The organism is Brachybacterium sp. HMSC06H03 (genome assembly GCF_001807385.1).
Lineage (GTDB): Bacteria > Actinomycetota > Actinomycetes > Actinomycetales > Dermabacteraceae > Brachybacterium > Brachybacterium conglomeratum.
The window spans coordinates 10,688-28,793 of record NZ_KV788768.1; the positions used below are offsets into that span (position 1 = coordinate 10,688).

Below are 18,106 nucleotides of genomic sequence, written 5' to 3' on the forward strand. Positions count from 1 at the left end.
GCCGTCGATGTCGAAGGGCAGCGGCCCCTCGGCGCCGTCCTGGAGGGCGGCTCGCTGGGCGCGCTGCACGTCGCGGGCGGCGACGTCGAGCCGGTGGGCGAGCCCTTTGATCTCCAGGATCGGGCCGGTGACCAGCAGCGAGGCGGTGCCAGTGGTGGAGTCGACGTCGACGATCTCCACGTCGCGGCTCTGCGAGGGCGGGGCCGGCAGGGCACCGGCGGTCGCGAGCTCGACGGCGAGACGGAGGTGCCGGGAGAAGGTGTCGAGGGAGACGGACGGCAGCTCGATCGTCGCCATGTGGGCGTCGACCTGCGAGGCCTGCTCGTCAGTCAGTCGCCGCACCCGCCGCAGGAGCATCTGATGCATCGCCTCGGTGAGATCGCCGCGGCGCAGGTACTCGAAGGTGAGCGGCATGATCTCGACCGCCCGGTGCGCATCGAGCACCTGGCTCCAGGCCTGGTTGTACGTGCAGCGGAGTCCGGCCGCGACCTTCAGCGCGGTCATGTCCGCGTCCTCGGGACGGCCCTGCACCTCCGGGTCCTCGCGGAAGAAGGTCTCCAGCAACCGCAGGTGGTGGGCGTACAGCCGGGCGCGGGTCAGCGCGGTGCGGTGCAGCGCCATCACGCGCCCTGACTCGACGGTCCCCTCGCCGACCTCCTCGAGGATCCGCTCCGTGGTCAGCGGCCGACGGGCGCGAGCACGCCATGCGGGCAGCTCCGGGACCGTCGCGGGTGGGAGGAGGGCGCCGGATGATGGCGACGAGGCCGAGGCGGGGTGGGCAGGGGCGGGATAGGACGCAGCGGCCTGCTCGGGCTGCTGTGCCGCGCTGTCGCCGGACTGATCGAACTCGCCCATCGTGCCCCCTCCTTCCTCGGCCCGGGAGAATGCCGGATCACTCCATCGCGTAACACCTCCAGAATATCCGTGAAGGTGCCACCGGGGAAGAGTTGGAGCGCAATGGGGATGAATCTGTGGATAACCTGGTTGTGTGGAGGGGAGGTCGGGGTGGCAGGGGTGAGTGTGTGGATGGGCGGGCTCGACTGTCGGACCTGTGTGGTAAGGCGTACCTGCTGGTGGTGAGGGTGCTCGGGTGTGCTTGGGGCGGTGGGAGGGCTGTTGGGCTGGCGCACGGGTGGGCTGGTGGTGGCCTGGTGAGGGTGGGGTAGAAATGTATCGCGGAGCGCTACCTTGAACGCTATTCCAGAATCGATGGAACGACTATTGCGGAATGGCCGTCTCTGTGAATGTGGGGGAGTGCTCCGTCGGTCAGTCGTCGTGCAGTTGTCGGCTCCCGTCGGCCGCCTCGTCGAGCCGGGCGGGGTCGAGCGGGTCCGCTCTGCCCTGCCCCCGCGCCGCCCTGTACATACACCGACACACACGGCACGATGGCTCCATGACGAATCCCTTCACCCCGGGCTTCGGCCTGACGCCGATCATCCTCGCGGGCCGCGACATCGCGATCGAGGAGTTCACCGCGGCGCTCGCCGGCACCGTTCCCGAGGCGCGGGCGATCCTCATCTCCGGCCAGCGCGGCGCCGGCAAGACCGTGCTGCTCACCGAGTTCCGCGAGCTCGCCCTGGAGGCGGGCTGGATCGACCTCAGGATGCACACCTCCTCGACCTCGCTGCTCGAGGAGCTGCGCGGCCAGGCCATCTCCCGGCTGCGCGAGATCGATCCCGAGGCGGAGACCTCCCGCCTCACCTCCGCGCGCGTCATGAACGTCTCCGCCGGGCGCGACATCGTCCACCGCTACGAGGGGGAGGGGGAGCCGCTCGCCGTCGTGCTCGACCGCCTCGCCGCGCTCGCCGAGGCCGAGGGCGGCGGGTTGCTGATCACCCTCGACGAGCTGCAGTCCGCCGACCGCGACCAGCTCCACGCCCTCACCCAGCACGTGCAGGACCTCATCGGCTCCGGGCACGCCGTCGCGTTCCTCGCCGCCGGGGTGCGCACCGGGGTCGATGCGCTGCTGGACCACGAGCGCACCACCTTCCTGCGCCGCGCGCACCGCCTCGAAGTGGGAAGCGTCGACGTCGGCACCGCCGCCGAGGCGATCCGGATGACCGTCGCCGACACCGCCAAGACGATCACCCCGGAGGCCGCGGTGCTCGCCGGCGAGATCTCCCGCGGCTACCCCTACCTGATCCAGCTCATCGGCTCAAAGGCCTGGCAGAACAGCGGCGACGCCGAGGTGATCGAGGTCGAGGACGTCCGCGGTGCGCAGGGCGCCGTCGTCGCGGCGATGATCAAGAACGTCCACGGCCCAGCGCTGCGCGGCCTCAGCGCCCGCAAGCGCGAGTACCTGCTGGCGATGCTCGAGGACGAGGGGCCGTCGGCCGTCGGCGACATCGCCCGGCGGATGGGCATCGACCCGCGCAACCAGTCCACCTACCGCGAACGGCTCATCGAGGACGACCTGATCCGTCCCGCCGGGCGCGGCTTCGTCGAGTACGCGCTGCCCTATCTCGACGAGGCGCTGCGCCACGAGGAACGGGAGGGCGTGGGGGCCGACGTCGAGCCGGATCGCGGGGTGCGGCGATCGCATCGCGGGAGGCGTGCATGACGGGCGCCCCCATGACCAAGGCCGAGCGGCCCGCCCGGGCCTACCGCACCGGACCGGTCACACGGGCGTTGCGGTGGGTCTCCGTGCTGGCGACGATCGCGATCACCGCCTGGCTGCTGATCGCCTACCCGTCCCTTCCGGAGACCGTCGCGACCCACTTCGGCCCCGCCGGAGAGGCCGACGACTGGGGTCCGAAGTGGTCGCTGCTGGTCATCGCCGGTGTCATGGTTCTGCTGTCGCTCCCGCTCGCCGCGATCTCCACCCGGCCGCGCGGCTTCAACTATCCCGTCGAGATCACCGAGAGCAACGCCCAGACCATGTACCGCGAGGGTGAGCGGCTGATGGTCTGGACGCTGCTGTTCCTGCAGGTCGTCTACCTCGGGATCTGCTGGTCGGTGGTGCTCGTCGGCGGTGGGCCGCTGCTCGTGATCGGGGTCGCCGGGCTGCTCGGCGCGTCGATCCTGGCGATCGTGCGCATGGTGCGCGCCGCCCGCTGAGGCCGGTTCGTACTCCGGCCAGTGTCGAGGAGAGGGGCAAGGAGGCTCGAGGATATTCCGTCGACCGGTGGTCCCGCGCCGTGGTGGACTGCGCGCATGCAGCTGACGATCCGTCCCCTGGACGCCTCCTCCGACCTGGAGCTCGAGCAGTACCGCGCCCTCGAGCAGGCGCTGGACGACCACGCCTACGGCGGTCATCAGGAGGAGAGCCTCGCGCAGCTGCGCGCCGGCCTCGAGGACACCCCGTACTGGACGGTGCGGCGCTGGATCGCGCTCGCCGAGACGCTCGAGGGCGGGGAGATGCTCGTCGGCCGCGCGATGACCTTCACGCCGCAGCAGGAGAACCTCGAGTCGATCTCCGTCGGCGTCGCCGTGCATCCCGCGCACCGAGGGCAGGGCATCGCGACCGCGCTGGTCGAGGAGGCGCTGCTGCCCGCGATCGCGCAGTCCGGCCGCACGCTCGTCGAGGCGTACGGAGAGATCGAGGCGGGCGTCGATCCGGAGGATCCCGCCCATCCCGTGCACCGGCTCGCCGCCCGGCTCGGCGTGGCCCGCAAGAACCTCGCCGTGTGCCGGGCGCTGCGGCTGCCGCTGGACCCCGCCCGGCTCGACGCGCTCGAGGCCGAGTCGGCCCGGAAGCGCGGCGAGTACCGGATCGAGCAGTGGGTCGGGGAGATCCCCGAGGAGCACCTGAGCGCCTACGGCCGGCTGCTCACCCAGCTCGAGATCGACGAGCCCGACGAGGAGGTCGAGCACGAGCCCGCCGAGTACACCCCCGAGCGGATCCGCGTGAGCGAGCGGCGGATGCGTGAGGCGGGCACGATCCGGATCGTCGCGGTGGCTGTCGCGCCGGACGGCGAATTCGTCGGCAACTCCGAGGTGCACGTGCACGAGGCGCCCGGCAGCACCCTCGGCTACCAGGAGAACACCCTGGTCATGCCCGAGCACCGCGGGCACCGGCTGGGCCTCGGGCTCAAGGTCGCGACCCACCGGCGGCTCGCCGAGCTCGCTCCGCAGCTGCGCTCGCTGGTCACCTGGAACTCGCACGTGAACCCATGGATGATCCAGGTCAACGAGAAGCTCGGGTATGAGCTGCTCTTCCGCGAGGTCGTGATGCAGGGCAGGCGGGCGGGCTGAGCGACACGCCTGCCGTGCGCGCCTGACACCATCGCCCTGCTCCGCCCCGTAGGTTCATGCCTGAGGAATCGGGCAGAGCGGTCAGGGGGGCGCCGTGGAGGCGAAGCATCGAAGGAAGCTGCCGAGCCGCGGCCGCAGCTCGCACCAGTTCACCGTGGCGATGGCGATCCTCTCGCTCGTGCTCGCCGGCGGTGCCGTCACGGGGCTCGGCACCTCGATGCCGCGTCCCGATCCGGCCGCCTCTCCCGCCGAGGCGGCCGTGCGGGAGCCGGTCGGCGACCCCTCGAACACGACTCGGCTCGTGCACCGCGACCGGATCACGGGGGACATCTCGCCGAAGTCCGTGGTCGCGAGCCCGACCGGGGACGTCATCGCGAACAACATGATGTACAACCACACCTCGACGCTGTACGACGCGAGCAGCCTCGAGCTCGCCGCGACGGTCCCCGACACCGTGGACCTCGCCGAGTTCGGGTATCCCGAACGCGCCGGGGAGACGACGGGCGCGCCGGTCGAGGCGGTGTTCTCGCCCGACGGGAAGTACGCCTACGTCTCCCAGTACTCGCTCAAGGGACCCGGGGCGGGGGAGACCGCGACCGACGACTGCGCCGCCGGCGACGCGATCGGGAACAGCGCCGTCTACCGTCTCGACCTCGAGACGAAGGAATGGGACCAGGTCATCGAGGTGGGGCGGGTCCCGAAGTTCATCTCCCTCTCGCCCGACGGATCGGTCGCGCTGGTCTCGAACTGGTGCGACTCGAGCGTCTCCGTCGTCGACCTCGACAAGGGCGAGGAGATCCGGCAGATCCCCGTCGACTCCGCGCCGCGCGGCTCCGTGGTGCTGCCCGACAACCGCACCGCCTATGTCACCGCGATGTACGCCGACGAGCTGTACCGCGTGGATCTCGAGACCGGCGAGAGCGAGCTCGTGCTCGAGACCGGCCGCAAGCCCCGCCACCTGGTGCTCTCCCCGGACGCGTCCCGCATGTACCTCACCGAGTCCGGGGACGACCGGCTGCTCGAGCTCGACACCGCCACCGGCGAGGTGCTGCGCGAGGTCGCCACGGGCCGTGAGCCGCGCACCATGGCGATCTCGCCCGACGGCCTCGCCCTGTACGTCGTGAACTACTACGCGAACACCGTGACGAAGTTCGACGCCGAGACGTTCGAGGAGATCCAGACCGTCGAGGTGGGGCAGAACCCGATCGGCATCACCTACGAGCCCACGCACGGCCGGGTGTGGGTCGCGAACTATGCCGGGTCGATCGACGTCTTCGACGACACCGCCCCGCGTGATGGCACGATGGAGCCATGAACGTCCACGCCGTCGTGACGGCTTCCCGCGAGATCGCCGCCCCCCCGCCGCCCTCTTCGACCTCATCGCCGACCCTGCCGAGCAGCCGCGCTGGGACGGCAATGACAACCTCGCAGGCGCCGAGCCCGGCCAGCGGGTCCGCGCCGTCGGCGACGTGTTCGTGATGACCAACCAGGGCGGCGGGGTGCGTGACAACCACGTCGTCGCCTTCGTCGAGAGTCGCGAGATCGCCTGGCGTCCCGCGCCCCGCGGCGAGCAGCCGGCGGGCCACCAGTGGGGATGGGTCCTCGAGCCGCTCGAGGACGGGCGCACCCTGGTCACCCACGTCTACGACTTCTCCGACCTGCCCGCCTCGCAGGAGGCGCGTCTCGCGAAGGCGCGGCAGATGACGCCGGAGAAGCTCATGGCCTCGATCGACCGCCTCGCGGAGCTCGCCGAGGGCGCGTGAGCACGCCGTCGATGGACCCGGACGCGGCCCGCATCGAGTCGGCGATCGAGGCGGCCGCGCGGCGCGGCGACTTCGACGACCTGCCCGGCGCCGGGAAGCCCCTGGACCTGCCGGACACCCATGACCCCGACTGGTGGGTGAACCAGCGCATCGCCAGCGGCGACATCGACTCCGAGGCGCTGCTGCCCGTCGTGGTGCTGCTGCGCAAGGAGTACGAGCGCCGCGACGAGACCCTCGCCGCGCTGCCCGACGAGAAGGCCGTGCGCGAGTACGCCGCGGACTTCACCGAGCGCGTCCACGAGGACCGGCGCGCGAACCCCTTCCAGAAGATGCTCGCGCCGGCGTGGGACGGGGACGACGCGGTCGCGCGCTGGCAGCAGGTGCGGGCAGCAGGTCCCGCCGTGCCCTCGGCCCCCTCCCCGCCGGATGCCGCGCCGCCGACCCGGCGCCGGCGGTGGTGGCCCTTCGGCCGACGGGGTGGGCGGATGCCCGGGCCGTGCGAGTGCTCACCCTCGACGCGCGACTCGCACGGTCCTTCCCCGACCTGACCATCCTTCCGCCGTGAGCCGGTGCGGCCATAGGGTGGCGGGATGTTCCTCGAGAACCTCGGCATCGACGCCCTGGACCCGCAGCGCCTGGGCCGCTTCTGGGAGGCGGCCCTCGGCACCACCACCCTCACCGATGCGCCCGACATCTTCGAGACCAGGCTGAGCATCGACGGCGACGCCTACCTCGACCTGTGCTTCGCCCACGTCCCGGCGCGCAGCGACGCCCCGCAGCGGCTGCATCTCGACCTCCGCGGCGGCGCCGAGCAGGAGCAGATCGCGCAGAGGCTGCGGGAGCTCGGCGCGAGCGACCTCGACATCGGGCAGGGCGAGGTGCCCTGGATCGTGCTCGCCGACCCCGAGGGCGGGGCGTTCTGCGTGATGGAGGAGCGGGCGGCGTACGTGGGCACGGGGCCGATCGCGGCACTGCCGCTGGACGCCGCTGACCCTGCCCGCGATGCCGAGTTCTGGGCCTGGCTGAGCGGCTGGACGCCCGCGCCGGGCGTCGCGCCGCGCACCCTGCGCCACCCCTCGGGGCGCGGGCCGCTGCTCGAGCTGTGCCCGGAGCCGGCGGAGAAGCGGCCCGGGGAGAAGAACCCGATCCACCTCGATGTGCGGCTCGAGCCGGGGGACGAGATCGACGGGATCGCCGCGGAGATCCAGCAGCGCGGAGGTGAGGAGTTCTTCCCGGACTGGGGCGAGCTGCCCTGGCGCGTGTTCCGCGACCCCTCCGGGAACGAGCTCTGCGTGCTGCCGGCCGTGGGAGCGGGCGCATGAGCCGCGGCCGCCGCACCGCCGGGTTCCTCGGCGCCCTGCTCGCCGGTGCAGGGACGCTGCACATGCTCCGGCCCGAGCCCTTCGACACCATCGTCCCGCCCGCGCTGCCGGGACCCGCACGCGGCTACACCTATGCCTCGGGCGTCGCCGAGCTCGCCGTGGCGGGGATGCTGGCCGTGCCCCGGACCCGTCGCCTGGGAGGAGCTGCGGCGGCGGCGCTGTTCGTCGCGGTGTTCCCCGCGAACGTGCAGATGGCGTACGACTGGCGCCGTGCCCGTCCGCGGAAGCGCGCGATCGCCGTCGGCCGGCTCCCGCTGCAGGGCGTGCTCATCGCGCAGGCGCTGCACGTCGCACGGAACGGATCGTGAATACGAGGGCACTCCCTACGCGATCCCGAAGGACGTCGACACGATCGCGCTGTGGTTCAACCGGGACCTGCTGCACCGGGCCGGGGTGGACGAGCCGACCGGCAGCTGGTCCTGGCAGGAGTACCGCGACGCCTCCGAGGCCGTCACCCGGGCGCTGGGCAACGAGCAGATCTGGGGCAACCCGGCCGGCGTCGCGAACCAGGCGAGGGGCTCGCGCACTCGGGTATGAAGGGCTGAGGCATGGAGGGCTGAGCGCCGCCTCCGCCTACCGCTGCGACTCGAGGCGCCCGGCGGCCACGGTCGCGAGCGGGTCGACGGCGCGCAGCCGCGCCGCCGCCTCGCGGGCCGCGGCCTCGTCCATCAGCCCGTCCGTGCCGACGGGGACGTCGGCGAAGAGCTCGTCCGCCCCCTCGAGGAGGACGAGGTCCGCGCGGCCTCCGACGGCGAGCCTCCCGACCCCGTCGATCGAGGCGGCCAGGGCCTCGCGCGGCTGGAGCTGCTGAGAGGGATGCCAGGCGGGGCGCTCGTCGGCGCTGCGATGCACGGCCGCGGCCATCGCCAGCCACGGATCCAGCGGCGCGACCGGCGCGTCGGAGCCGAGGGCGAGCTCGACGCCGGCCTCCCGCAGGTCGCGGAGGCGGAAGGCCTGCGTGCCGTGGCCGGGCCAGATCGCCTCGGTCGCGTCCCGGTCGTCCAGCAGGTGCGCGGGCTGCACGGAGGCCACCACCCCGAGCGAGGCCATGGCGTCGATGTCGTCGTCGGTGAGCATCTGGGCGTGCTCGATCCTCGCCGCGATCCCCACCTCGGCGATCGCGGCGAGGGCGACCTGCGCGGCGGCGTCCCCGATCGCATGGACGGCGGCGGTCAGGCCGCGCCGACGGGCTTCCGCGAGGGCGTCGCGCAGCGCCTCCGGACCGACGCTGAGCACGCCGTGGCCGGCGTAGCCGTGCCCGTCGGTGTAGGCCTCGCGGGTGTACGCCGAATGGGAGCCGAGCGCCCCGTCGACGATCACCTTCAGCGGCCCCATCGTCACCAGGCCCGACGGATCCAGCGCCGTGTCCGTCGGTCCCGGTGCCGCGGCGAGCTCCTCGGGGTAGACGGCGGTGCGGATGCGCATCCGCGGGCTGCGGTGCGGCCAGGACTCCCAGGGCCTGCCCCACTCCATGTCCACCAGGCCGACGACCCCGCGCTGCAGGGCCTGGCGCTGCAGCATCGCCGCGCCGGTCGCCACGGACTCGGCGACCCCGGGCAGCTCGGGCAGGCGCGGGGCGAGCGCGAACCAGTCCTCCTCGGCGACGATCCCGTCCCGCGGCGGCAGGCCCAGGGCGTGCAGCGCTGCGGAGTTCAGCCAGGCGTGATGGGCGTCGCCGCCGATCAGCACCGTCGGCACCGAGCCGGTCACCTCGTCGAGCGCCGGCACCGTCGGCGGGATCGCGAAGTCGACCAGGCGGTGTCCGAAGCCGATCAGCGCCGCGCCCGCCGCCCCGGTCTCGCGCCGCGCGGCGAGCTCGGCGCGCACCCGCTCCAGGAGCACTCCGACGCTGCCGGCGCCGGTGGTGTCGAGGCGGGCATGGGCCTGGGCGAGCTGCCCGGTGTGCACGTGCTGGTCCCACAGCCCCGGGATCGCGAGCGCACCGTCCGCGTCGAGGACCTCCTCGCCGGCGCGGCGCGGCAGCGACGCACCGACCTCGACGATCACCCCGTCGTCGATCCGCAGGTCCGAGGGGACGGCGGCGTCGAGGGGGAGCACCTGTCTGATCAGCACCGATCCAGCGTAGCCCGCCGCGCCCATGACGACTGTCATGGGGCGGACGTGATCGCGGGGGCTGGGGGCCGGGGGTGCGCGAGGAAAGGGTGGAGACATGACCACGACCACCCTCACGGATGCACTCAGCCTCCGCGGCGTCACTCGCAGCTACGGCGAGGTCCGCGCCCTCGACGGACTCGACCTCGAGATCCGCCCCGGCGAGATCGTCGCGCTGCTCGGCCCGAACGGTGCCGGGAAGTCCACCGCCATGGAGATGATGGTGGGGCTCGCACCCCCGGAGCAGGGCAGCGTCCGCGTGCTCGGCACCGATCCCACCACCGCGACCCGCACCGGACTCATCGGCACGATGCTGCAGGCCGGGGCGCTGCTGCCCGACCAGAGAGTCCGCACCATGCTGAGGATGCTCCACTCCCTGCAGGCGCATCCGATGCCGATGGCCGAGGTGGTCGCCCAGGCCGACATCGCCGAGCTCATGCCGAGGCGGATCAGCGCCCTCTCCGGCGGCCAGTCCCAGCGGGTCCGCTTCGCGATCGCGCTGCTCGGCGACCCGCAGGTGCTGCTGCTGGACGAGCCGACCGTCGGCATGGACATCGGCGCCCGCCGCGCCTTCTGGCAGCAGATGCGCCGGGTCGCCGCGAGCGGCCGCACCGTCGTCTTCGCCACCCACCACCTCGAGGAGGCCGAGCGGGAGGCGGGCCGCGTGGTCGTCATGGACCGCGGCCGCGTCGTCGCCGATGGGACCGGGGCCGAGATCGCCGCCGTCGTGGCCGGGCGGGTGATCACGCTGCGCGGGGTCGCCGCGGAACGGGTCGCGGCGCTGCCCGGGGTGGACAGCGCCGGGGCCGACGAGACCGACGACCGACGGGTCCGCGCCGTGTGCACCGACTCCGACGCCGCGCTCGCCGCGCTGTTCACCGGACCGCTCGCCGGGGATGTGCATGACGTGCTCGTGTCCGCCCCGGGCCTCGAGGAGGCGTTCCTACGGATCACCGAGCACGAGGACGAGGACGAGGACGCCGAGCGATGAGCGCCGCCGACCCCGCCGCCCGCCCCGCCCACGACAGGAGTCCAGCCATGACCGCCCTCGAGCCCCGCACCGCCGCCGCGCCCTCGGCCGCGACCCGCACCCTGCGCTACGCCGCCCACACCACCGCCATGACGCTCACGAACGTCGCCTTCATGGTGTTCACCATCGCGCTGCCGGTGGGGATGTACCTGCTGTTCTCGATGATGTTCGGCGCCGAGGCCGAGGGACAGGCGCGCGGGATGATCATGATCAACATGGCCGCCTACGGCGGGCTCGGCGCCGCGGTCACCGCCGGCACCCAGATCCAGGAGGACCAGCGGAACGGCTTCCTGCGCCAGCTGGTCGTCGCCGGGCTCTCGCCCCGCTCCTTCCTCATCGGCTCCGTGATCGCCGCGAGCGCCGTGATCGTCCCGTGCTCGGCATGGTCCTCCGGGGCGCCGCCGCGATGGCCGGCGGCGTGGTGACGATGATGGCGATGGCGATCTTCGGCGGGCTGTGGATGCCGCTGGAGATGTTCCCGCAGTGGATGCAGGACCTCGGCCGCGCGCTGCCCACCTACTGGATCTCGAGCCTGGGGGAGTGGTCCCTGCAGGGGGCGGAGCTGCCGGTGACGGGCCTGGTCGTGATCGGGGCGTGGACCCTCGTGCTCGGGGCGCTGTGCATGGTGAGCATGTCCCGGGCGGTGGGTCTGCAGCGGCGATGAGGGACGCTGGCACAATGACCGCCATGAGCACCCCCGACGCCCCGGACTGGGGGCGGTGGGCCCGCGACCCCGCCGAGCCGGGGGAGGAGGCCGCCGCCCGGCCCCTCACCCCGCGCGGCGTGCTCCGAGCCGCGCGGGAGTCGGGCGGGCTCGCCTTCTCCCTCCCACCGGTGATGTTCGTGCTGGTCCCGATCGTGGTCGGCTGGATGCAGGCGCCCGGGCCCACGATGGTGCTCGCCACCGCGCTGCTGCTCCTGTACGGGGCGATGTTCGCCGCCACCACCGGGATCGCGCTGTACCCGCGGCGGGTGCGCCTGATCTGGTTCGCGCTGTGCACCGGGATCCTGCTGGTGCTGATCCCGGTGATCGGCCTGAACGTGCTCTACATGGTGATGTTCCAGGCCATGACGCATGTGCTGCTGCTGCCCTGGCGGTGGGCGGTGCCCTCGATGCTGCTGATGAGCCTCGCCGTCATGGCGATCGCGCTCGTGGCCGGTCAGCCGATCGCGGCGGGCTTCGCCGTGATGGGCACGATCATGTCCTGGGGCATCGGGCACGGCATCCGCCAGCAGGTGCTGCAGGAGCAGCTCGAGGCCGCCCACCGCCGCAACGCCGTGCTCGCCGTCGCCGCGGAGCGGGAGCGGATCGGGCGGGACCTCCACGACCTCGTCGGCCACTCCCTGACCTCGCTGACGATCTCCGCCCAGCTCGCCCGGCGCCTGCTGGAGAGCGACCCCGGGGCCGCCCGCGCCCAGCTCGAGCACATCGAGACCACGACTCGCCAGGCGCTCGCCGACGTGCGCGCCACCGCCTCCGGCATGCAGACCGTGCGCGCCGCGACCGAGATCGCCTCCGCCCGCACCGTGCTCGGCACCGTCGGGATACGGGCCGAGGTCCCCACCGCCCTGCCGCCGCTGCACGAGGACCTCGCCGAGCTGTTCGGCTACGTGATCCGCGAAGGGGTCACCAACATCGTGCGCCACTCCCGCGCCACGCGCGCCCGGATCACCGTCGAGGAGGACGCGGTGACTGTCGCCGACGACGGCATCGGCATCCCCCACGGCGCCTCCCGCAGCGGTCTGCAGGGCCTCGAGGCCCGCGTCGTGCTCGCCGGGGGACGGCTCCGGGTCGAGACCTCCGAGACCGGCACCACCCTGAGGGCGACCATGGACCGGGCGGCATGATCCGCGTCGCCGTCGCCGACGACCAGGCCATCCTCCGCGGCGGCCTCGCCGCCCTGCTGCGCCTGGAGCCCGATCTCGAGGTGGTGGGGGAGGCTGCGACCTGCGCCGGGACGCTCGAGATGGTCCGGCAGGCAGAGCCCGACGTGCTGCTGCTGGATGTGCAGATGCCCGCCGGGGCCGACGGCGCACCGGCCGACGGGATCGGCGTGGCCGAGCAGCTGCAGGGCACCGACGGCGCCCCGCGGATCATCGTGCTGACCACCTTCGGCAGAGCCGGCTACCTGCGGCGGACGATGGAGGCCGGGGCCGGCGGGTTCATGGTCAAGGACACCCCGGTCGAACGGCTCGTCGACGCGATCCGTCGCGTCCACCAGGGACTGCGGGTGGTGGACCCCGAGCTCGCCGCGCAGTCCCTCGCCGTCGGCCCGAGCCCCCTGACCGCGAAGGAGACCGAGGTGCTGCAGGCCGCGGCCGTCGGCGGCACCACCGCCGCGATCGCCGGGCGGCTGTTCCTCTCCGAGGGGACGGTGCGCAACCACGTCTCCGCCGCGATCGGGAAGCTGGGGGTCGCGAACCGGGCAGAGGCCGTGAGGACCGCCTCGGACAACGGCTGGATCTGAGCCCCTGCCACGGGTGACGCGTAGTCTGCCGGGGTGGATTCGATCGAGGCCCTGCTCGGCGCGCTGATCGACATCAGCGTGCCCGCCTTCGCGATCGCCTCCATGCTCTCGATGGGGCTGCGCACCCCGCTGCGCGCCTTCCGCGACCAGCTGCGGGACCGGCGCACCGTCCTCGCCGTCCTCGGCGCGAACTTCGTCGTCGTCCCGGCCGTCGGCACCCTGCTCATCTGGCTGATCGCCGGCCTGCTTCCCCACCACACGGGGGAGGGGTTCGTCATCGCGCTGTGCGCGGCCGGCGCCCCGTTCGTGCTGCAGCTCGGGGCGATGGCCCGCATCCCCTACGGCGAGACCGCGGGGCCGATGGCGGTGCTGCTGCTGGGATCGATCGCTTTCATGCCGCTGGTGGTGCCCTTCCTGCTGCGGGACGTCGAGGTGCACGGCTGGTCCGTCGCCCAGCTGCTGCTGGGCACGATGCTCTCCCCGATGATCGCCGGCATCGTCGTCGCCGCGGTCTGGCCGGGACGCGCCGATCTCTTCGCCCGGATCGCGGGAGGCGTCGCCGCGGTCTCGGCGGTGCTGATGTTCCTCTCCGGCTTCGGCGCGAACTCCGGCCTCGTGCTGGACCTGCTGCTCTCCCCGGTGCTCCTCGTCGCCGCGGGTCTCGTCGCCCTCGCCTTCGTGGCGGGCCGCTTCGCCGGCGACCTCGCCGGGGACACCCTCACCGTCCCCGACGGTCCCGCGATCCTCACCAGCCAGCGCAACATCGCCGCCGCGCTGCTGGTCGCGCGCACCGGGGCGGAGGGCAGCGAGCAGACCGGCTCGATCGTCGTCGCGATCCTGCTGCTGAGCGCTGTCGGCTTCGTGATGCTCGTGCCCTATGCGCTCGCCGCCGGCTGCGTCCGTCGACGCCGGGCGGGGGAGCGGGCCACGCTCGGGGTGCTGCTGGGGATCGTCGGACCGAAGGACGAGTGAGCAGGCACGAGGGAGCCGGCCGGTTCGCTCAGGGCGTCGCGCCCGGGTGTGGCGGCTCATGGACCGCGCCGCGCCGCCTCCGTAAGGTGGTGGGACGTGGCATCCCTCCTGCGCATCGTGCGCTTCACCCGTGCTCTCGCCCCGCTGTACGCCGCGATCATCCTCTGCTCGGTGCTCACCGCGGCGGCGGCGCTGGCCGTCCCCTTCCTGATCGGCCATGCGACCGACACGGTCGCCGGGGCCGTCGGCGGGCAGACCCCCACCTCCGCCGCCGTCCGCGCCGTGGTGCTGATCGCGGCCGCGGTGCTGGCCGCGGAGCTGTTCAACACCGTCGTGTCGAACATCGGCGGCTGGTTCGGCGACGTGATGAGCAACCGGATGCGCACGATCCTCTCGGTGCGCTACTACGACAAGCTCCTCCACCTGCCCCAGCGCTGGTTCGACGGGGAGATCACCGGCACGATCGTGGCGCGGCTGAACCGCTCGATCACCGAGATCACGAACTTCGCGAAGATGATGTCGAACTCCTTCGCGTCGATGCTGATCACCACGGTCGCGGTGCTCGCGATCAGCGCCTGGTACGCCTGGCCGCTGACCGTGCTGCTGCTGATCGTGTTCCCGCTGTACGTGTGGCTGACCTCGCTCACCTCCGTGAAGTGGCAGCGGCTCGAGGGGGAGAAGAACGAGCAGGTCGACATCGCCTCCGGCCGCTTCGCCGAGGTCGTCGGCCAGATCCGGGTCGTGAAGTCCTTCGTGCGCGAGCGCTCGGAGCTCGAGGACTTCCGTCGGCGCTTCTGGTCCACCGACGCCACCACCCGCGCCCAGTCCACGCACTGGCACCGCATGGACGTGATCCGCCGCGCGGTGCTGAACCTCGTGTTCTTCGGCATCTACGTGATCATCTTCGTGCGCACGGTCCAGGGCGCCTTCACACTCGGCGAGATGGTGCTGCTGGTGCAGCTGATGAGCATGGCCAAGGCCCCGGTGGAGTCGATGAGCTGGGTGATCGACTCCTCCCAGCGCGCCATCGCCGGGTCCAAGGACTACTTCCGGGTGATGGGGACCGCGGTCGACCCGCGCACCGCCGCGATGCTCGCCCGGGCCGAGGACGACGTGCCGCCGCCGGCGATCGAGCCGGTGCCCGGCGCCCCGGTGGTCCGCTTCCGGGACGTGTCCTTCGCCTACGAGGACGGCGAGGACGTGCTGCACGGGATCGACTTCTCCGTCGCCCGCGGGGAGAAGGTCGCGCTGGTCGGCGAGTCCGGCGGCGGGAAGTCCACGATCGTGAACCTGCTGCTGGGCCTGTACGAGCCGCGCGCGGGCGAGATCGAGGTGGTGGGACGCACCAGCACCGAGCTGCCGTTGGACGAGCTGCGCTCCCGCATCGGCGTCGTCTTCCAGGACGCCTCCCTGTTCTCCGGCACCCTGCGGGAGAACATCGCCTACGGCCGACCCGGCGCGAGCGACGAGGAGGTCGCCGACGCGGCCCGCCGCGCCAACGCCGACGGCTTCGTGCGCCGCTTCCCCGGCGGCTACGAGCAGGTGATCGGCGAGCGGGGGCTGAAGCTCTCCGGCGGGCAGCGCCAGCGCATCGCGGTGGCGCGCGCGATCCTCAAGGACGCGCCGGTGCTCGTGCTCGACGAGGCGACCTCGGCCCTGGACACGAAGGCGGAGCGGCAGGTGCAGAAGGGCCTGGACGAGCTGATGGAGGGCCGCACCTCCCTGATCATCGCCCACCGCCTGTCGACCATCGCGGCCGTGGACCGGATCATCACCCTCGAGGACGGGCGGATCGACGAGATCGGCACCCCCGCCGAGCTCGCCGCCTCCGGCGGGATCTACGCCCAGCTGCTGGACCTGCAGAACAGCGGCGACCGCAAGCGCCTGGCACGGTTCGACATCACCGGCTGAGCAGCCGCGGCAGCACCCGCACCAGCACCACCATCCCGATCAGCTCGACGAGGGTCTGGGCGACCACGGCCGCCGGGGCGAGCGGGATCGGCATCGCGAGCGCCAGCGGCAGCACCACGAGCGAGTTGCGGGTCGCGCCGGAGAAGGCCACGGCGGTCGCGGTGGGGGCGTCCAGGCGCAGCAGGCGCGCGATCAGCAGGCCTGCTCCCGTGGCGAGCACGAGGAAGCCGGCGTACACCGGCACCAGGGCGAGCAGCGCGCCGCCCGCGCCGAGCACCCGCGGGGTCTGCGAGGCGGTGACCGCGAGCAGCACCAGGATCATCAGCGGCACCATCGCCGGGGCGAGGTCGAGGCGGGGGACCAGGCGCTGCAGCAGCGCGGCGGCCAGCAGCGGCAGGAGCACCAGCAGAACGAGCGCCCGCACGAACGGGGCGGGGTCGATCGCGGACGACGCCGCGCCGCCCCCCAGCAGCGGCACCAGCACCGGCAGGGCGAGGATCTGCCCCAGCATCAGCAGGGGCGTGGCGGCCAGGAGCTTCTCGTGCGCCCCGCGGGCGAGCGCCGTGAACACCACGACGTAGTCGATGCACGGGGCGAGCAGCACCAGCAGCGCGCCGAGGAGCAGATCGGGCGAGCCGGCGAGCGGGCGGGTCAGGGCCCAGACGATCACGGGGACCACCAGGAGGTTCACCGCCAGCAGCGCGAGCAGGAAGCGGGGGCCCGCGAGGTCGGCGCCCAGGCGGGTGAGGGGGATGCCGTGGAAGGTCACCAGCAGCAGCGCGGCGATCGCGGGTTCGACGGCGAGCTCGAGGGCAGGGGCGGTGCCCGGCGCCGCGACACCGAGCAGGACCCCGGCCGCGATCGCGGCGAGATAGAGGGGGACCTGGCGGCGCTCGAGCAGCTGCAGCAGGTCCATGCGGGGAACTGTATCCGGGCCCTCAGCGGGCGCCCGGGGACGGGCGGTAGCATGGCCGCGATCACAACTTCGGGGGCGACGAAGGAGCTCACATGGGATTCATCCAGGCATTCAAGGGCGCGGTCGGCGGCATGCTCGCCGATCAGTGGAAGGACTTCCTCACCGTCCCCAGCGGGCTGCCGCAGACGGCGGCGCTGTTCCCGGCGGTCCCGCAGGGCACCAACGCCGGCCGCGGCTCGAACACCCGCGGCTCCGAGAACGTCATCACCAACGGCTCGAAGATCCTCGTGCCCCAGGGGTACGGGCTGATCACCGTGGTCGACGGCCGCGCGACCGGCCTGATCACCGAGGCCGGCGGCTACGAGTTCAACGACTCCTCCCCGGACGCCCGCTCCGTCTTCGCGGGCGACGACCTCCTCGCCTCGACCGTCGGCACCTCCTGGGAGCGCTTCAAGTACGGCGGCCGCCCCTCCTCGCAGCAGCTCGCCTTCTACGTCAGCCTCAAGGAGATCCCCGACAACCGCTTCGGCACCCAGTCGGAGATCTACTGGGACGACGCCTACCTCAACGCGCAGGTCGGCGCGATCACGCGCGGCTCCTACACGCTGCGGATCATCGACCCGCTGCTGTTCGTGCACAACTTCGTGCCCGCCTCGTACATCTCCGCGAACGCGCCCGTGTTCGACTTCTCCGACCCCGACAACGCGGCCGGGAACCAGATGTTCCAGGAGGTCGTCGGCTCGCTCGCCCAGGCGTTCTCCCGCTACACGAACGATCCCGACAAGGGCAACCGCATCTCCCGCATCCAGGGCGACTCGGTCGGCTTCGCCCAGTCGCTCTCGGCCGCGGTCGAGGAGGGCTACCGCTGGTCCAGCGACCGCGGCCTCGCGATCGTGAAGACCGCGATCGTCTCGATCGAGTACGACCAGCGCACCCGCGAGCTGCTGGCCGACGTGCAGAAGGCCGACGCGCTCTCCGGCGCCCGCTCGCAGTCCTTCATGAACCAGGCCGCGGCGCGCGGCGTGCAGGCCGCGGGCGAGAACGGCGGCGGCGCGGGACTGGCGATGTTCGGGGCGGGCATGGGCGCCGCCGGCGGCATGGTCAACCCCGTCCAGCCGTGGGCGCCGCCCGGCCAGCAGGGCGCCCCGCAGCAGCAGGCCGCTCCCGCGCAGGAGGACCCCGTCGCGAAGCTCGCCCAGTACAAGCAGATGCTGGAGCAGGGGCTGATCAGCGAGGAGGACTACGAGGCGGCGAAGAAGGCCGCGCTCGGCCTCTGAGCCGCGCCCGCACTCCCGGAGCACTCTCTCGATGACCTCACCCCCTCCGCAGGATCCGCAGGGCCCGCCGTGGGCGCGCCC

Annotated in this window: 19 protein-coding genes and 1 pseudogene; 17 read left to right on the forward strand and 3 right to left on the reverse strand. The window is 72.7% G+C overall.

The window, feature by feature from the left end:
* Window positions 1-855 (reverse strand): annotated as a pseudogene (locus HMPREF3159_RS17840) (HNH endonuclease); the annotation flags it as partial.
* Window positions 856-1,393: 538 nt separating this feature from the next.
* Between HMPREF3159_RS17840 and HMPREF3159_RS07745 the strand changes: the two are divergent.
* The 9 genes from HMPREF3159_RS07745 (at window position 1,394) to HMPREF3159_RS17845 (ending at window position 7,876) form a co-directional block, all read left to right on the forward strand.
* Entirely contained in the window at window positions 1,394-2,560 is a 1,167-nt protein-coding gene (locus HMPREF3159_RS07745) for an ATP-binding protein (protein WP_070500511.1), read from the forward strand.
* The gene (locus HMPREF3159_RS07750; RefSeq protein WP_070500512.1) at window positions 2,557-3,057 is read left to right on the forward strand and encodes a DUF1648 domain-containing protein; all 501 of its coding nucleotides are present in this window, start codon (window positions 2,557-2,559) and stop codon (window positions 3,055-3,057) included. The genes HMPREF3159_RS07745 and HMPREF3159_RS07750 overlap by 4 nt, the downstream gene beginning before the upstream one ends.
* A gap of 96 nt (window positions 3,058-3,153) precedes the next feature.
* Window positions 3,154-4,194, forward strand: a complete 1,041-nt coding sequence (locus HMPREF3159_RS07755; RefSeq protein ID WP_070500513.1) for a GNAT family N-acetyltransferase — start codon at window positions 3,154-3,156, stop codon at window positions 4,192-4,194.
* A gap of 94 nt (window positions 4,195-4,288) precedes the next feature.
* Window positions 4,289-5,509 (forward strand): YncE family protein, encoded by a 1,221-nt coding sequence (locus HMPREF3159_RS07760; protein ID WP_070500514.1) that lies wholly within the window; start codon window positions 4,289-4,291, stop codon window positions 5,507-5,509.
* The gene (locus HMPREF3159_RS07765) at window positions 5,490-5,957 is read left to right on the forward strand and encodes an SRPBCC family protein (protein ID WP_083305861.1); all 468 of its coding nucleotides are present in this window, start codon (window positions 5,490-5,492) and stop codon (window positions 5,955-5,957) included. Before HMPREF3159_RS07760 ends, HMPREF3159_RS07765 begins: the two co-directional genes overlap by 20 nt.
* A complete protein-coding gene (locus HMPREF3159_RS07770; protein WP_246821559.1) occupies window positions 5,954-6,505 on the forward strand; it encodes a DnaJ family domain-containing protein in 552 nt (183 codons plus the stop codon). Before HMPREF3159_RS07765 ends, HMPREF3159_RS07770 begins: the two co-directional genes overlap by 4 nt.
* 42 nt (window positions 6,506-6,547) lie before the next feature.
* Window positions 6,548-7,279: a VOC family protein gene (locus tag HMPREF3159_RS07775; protein ID WP_070500515.1), complete on the forward strand. Its 732-nt coding sequence runs from the start codon at window positions 6,548-6,550 to the stop codon at window positions 7,277-7,279.
* Window positions 7,276-7,647 (forward strand): DoxX family protein, encoded by a 372-nt coding sequence (locus HMPREF3159_RS07780; RefSeq protein ID WP_070500516.1) that lies wholly within the window; start codon window positions 7,276-7,278, stop codon window positions 7,645-7,647. The genes HMPREF3159_RS07775 and HMPREF3159_RS07780 overlap by 4 nt, the downstream gene beginning before the upstream one ends.
* Window positions 7,550-7,876, forward strand: a complete 327-nt coding sequence (locus HMPREF3159_RS17845; RefSeq protein ID WP_246821560.1) for an extracellular solute-binding protein — start codon at window positions 7,550-7,552, stop codon at window positions 7,874-7,876. Before HMPREF3159_RS07780 ends, HMPREF3159_RS17845 begins: the two co-directional genes overlap by 98 nt.
* Window positions 7,877-7,912: 36 nt before the next feature.
* On the opposite strand, the gene HMPREF3159_RS07785 is transcribed toward HMPREF3159_RS17845, so the two are convergent.
* Complete coding sequence (locus tag HMPREF3159_RS07785) at window positions 7,913-9,412, reverse strand: amidohydrolase (RefSeq protein WP_141748130.1); 1,500 nt, start codon at window positions 9,410-9,412, stop codon at window positions 7,913-7,915.
* 97 nt (window positions 9,413-9,509) lie between these two features.
* Between HMPREF3159_RS07785 and HMPREF3159_RS07790 the strand changes: the two genes are divergently transcribed.
* From HMPREF3159_RS07790 to HMPREF3159_RS07815, 7 genes are all read left to right on the forward strand, one after another.
* Window positions 9,510-10,442: an ABC transporter ATP-binding protein gene (locus HMPREF3159_RS07790; protein ID WP_070500518.1), complete on the forward strand. Its 933-nt coding sequence runs from the start codon at window positions 9,510-9,512 to the stop codon at window positions 10,440-10,442.
* A complete protein-coding gene (locus tag HMPREF3159_RS17850) occupies window positions 10,439-10,906 on the forward strand; it encodes a hypothetical protein (RefSeq protein ID WP_246821561.1) in 468 nt (155 codons plus the stop codon). The genes HMPREF3159_RS07790 and HMPREF3159_RS17850 overlap by 4 nt, the downstream gene beginning before the upstream one ends.
* Complete coding sequence (locus tag HMPREF3159_RS17855) at window positions 10,864-11,145, forward strand: hypothetical protein (RefSeq protein WP_246821562.1); 282 nt, start codon at window positions 10,864-10,866, stop codon at window positions 11,143-11,145. Before HMPREF3159_RS17850 ends, HMPREF3159_RS17855 begins: the two co-directional genes overlap by 43 nt.
* A gap of 23 nt (window positions 11,146-11,168) precedes the next feature.
* Window positions 11,169-12,329, forward strand: a complete 1,161-nt coding sequence (locus tag HMPREF3159_RS07800; RefSeq protein ID WP_246821563.1) for a sensor histidine kinase — start codon at window positions 11,169-11,171, stop codon at window positions 12,327-12,329.
* Window positions 12,326-12,949, forward strand: a complete 624-nt coding sequence (locus tag HMPREF3159_RS07805; protein ID WP_070500520.1) for a response regulator transcription factor — start codon at window positions 12,326-12,328, stop codon at window positions 12,947-12,949. The genes HMPREF3159_RS07800 and HMPREF3159_RS07805 overlap by 4 nt, the downstream gene beginning before the upstream one ends.
* 33 nt (window positions 12,950-12,982) lie before the next feature.
* Window positions 12,983-13,921 carry a Na+-dependent transporter gene (locus HMPREF3159_RS07810; RefSeq protein WP_070500521.1) on the forward strand — a complete coding sequence of 313 codons (939 nt, stop codon included), beginning with the start codon at window positions 12,983-12,985 and terminating at the stop codon, window positions 13,919-13,921.
* Window positions 13,922-14,017: 96 nt separating this feature from the next.
* Complete coding sequence (locus HMPREF3159_RS07815) at window positions 14,018-15,832, forward strand: ABC transporter ATP-binding protein (protein WP_070500522.1); 1,815 nt, start codon at window positions 14,018-14,020, stop codon at window positions 15,830-15,832.
* Here HMPREF3159_RS07815 and HMPREF3159_RS07820 read toward each other — a convergent pair.
* Entirely contained in the window at window positions 15,822-16,748 is a 927-nt protein-coding gene (locus HMPREF3159_RS07820; RefSeq protein WP_070500523.1) for an arsenic resistance protein, read from the reverse strand. The genes HMPREF3159_RS07815 and HMPREF3159_RS07820 overlap by 11 nt on opposite strands.
* A gap of 92 nt (window positions 16,749-16,840) precedes the next feature.
* On the opposite strand from HMPREF3159_RS07820, the gene HMPREF3159_RS07825 reads away from it, so the two are divergent.
* Window positions 16,841-18,025, forward strand: a complete 1,185-nt coding sequence (locus HMPREF3159_RS07825; RefSeq protein WP_070500524.1) for an SPFH domain-containing protein — start codon at window positions 16,841-16,843, stop codon at window positions 18,023-18,025.
* Window positions 18,026-18,106: the final 81 nt, after the last annotated feature.

Coding starts and splice junctions, on each gene's coding strand:
- HMPREF3159_RS07825 (WP_070500524.1), top strand. CDS start 16,841: ATGGGATTCATCCAGGCATTCAAGGGCGCGGTCGGCGGCATGCTCGCC.
- HMPREF3159_RS07755 (WP_070500513.1), top strand. CDS start 3,154: ATGCAGCTGACGATCCGTCCCCTGGACGCCTCCTCCGACCTGGAGCTC.
- HMPREF3159_RS17850 (WP_246821561.1), top strand. CDS start 10,439: ATGAGCGCCGCCGACCCCGCCGCCCGCCCCGCCCACGACAGGAGTCCA.
- HMPREF3159_RS07790 (WP_070500518.1), top strand. CDS start 9,510: ATGACCACGACCACCCTCACGGATGCACTCAGCCTCCGCGGCGTCACT.
- HMPREF3159_RS17855 (WP_246821562.1), top strand. CDS start 10,864: ATGGTCCTCCGGGGCGCCGCCGCGATGGCCGGCGGCGTGGTGACGATG.
- HMPREF3159_RS07745 (WP_070500511.1), top strand. CDS start 1,394: ATGACGAATCCCTTCACCCCGGGCTTCGGCCTGACGCCGATCATCCTC.
- HMPREF3159_RS07775 (WP_070500515.1), top strand. CDS start 6,548: ATGTTCCTCGAGAACCTCGGCATCGACGCCCTGGACCCGCAGCGCCTG.
- HMPREF3159_RS07765 (WP_083305861.1), top strand. CDS start 5,490: ATGGCACGATGGAGCCATGAACGTCCACGCCGTCGTGACGGCTTCCCG.
- HMPREF3159_RS07800 (WP_246821563.1), top strand. CDS start 11,169: ATGAGCACCCCCGACGCCCCGGACTGGGGGCGGTGGGCCCGCGACCCC.
- HMPREF3159_RS07750 (WP_070500512.1), top strand. CDS start 2,557: ATGACGGGCGCCCCCATGACCAAGGCCGAGCGGCCCGCCCGGGCCTAC.
- HMPREF3159_RS07780 (WP_070500516.1), top strand. CDS start 7,276: ATGAGCCGCGGCCGCCGCACCGCCGGGTTCCTCGGCGCCCTGCTCGCC.
- HMPREF3159_RS07805 (WP_070500520.1), top strand. CDS start 12,326: ATGATCCGCGTCGCCGTCGCCGACGACCAGGCCATCCTCCGCGGCGGC.
- HMPREF3159_RS07820 (WP_070500523.1), bottom strand. CDS start 16,748: ATGGACCTGCTGCAGCTGCTCGAGCGCCGCCAGGTCCCCCTCTATCTC.